At 66.8% G+C, this 325-nt stretch carries 1 protein-coding gene; it reads right to left on the reverse strand.

All coding sequences use genetic code 11. From position 1 onward, the window contains the following. Positions 1-325, reverse strand: a 325-nt coding sequence (locus EN845_RS34395) for an iron-containing alcohol dehydrogenase (protein WP_135931315.1), incomplete at both ends; no start/stop codon positions are given.

Here is a 325-nt window from a genome sequence, read left to right on the forward strand (position 1 = left end):
GAAACTGCCGCCCAGCGTGTGGCAGATCTTGTGGTGCAGCGCCATGGCGACCTGCCCGAGCACGGTGCCGCAAAGCCATGCGCCGTAGAGCGCCTTGGCGCGTGCATCCGCTTCGCGAGGGCTGACGACGATCACCGGCAACGCTTCCTTCAGCGCGCGCATGCCCTCGGTCGCCATCATCGAGGTGATCGGGTTGCGGTCCTCGGCATAGAGGCCTTCGGCGGCATGCGCGATGGCGTTGAGGCCGCTTGTCACGCTGATGCCGACCGGCAGGCCAAGCGTCAGCTCCGGATCGTAGATCACCAGTTCGGGCAGCACCTTGGGG

It is taken from the genome of Mesorhizobium sp. M8A.F.Ca.ET.202.01.1.1, from assembly GCF_004791595.1.
In the GTDB taxonomy this organism is placed as follows: domain Bacteria; phylum Pseudomonadota; class Alphaproteobacteria; order Rhizobiales; family Rhizobiaceae; genus Mesorhizobium.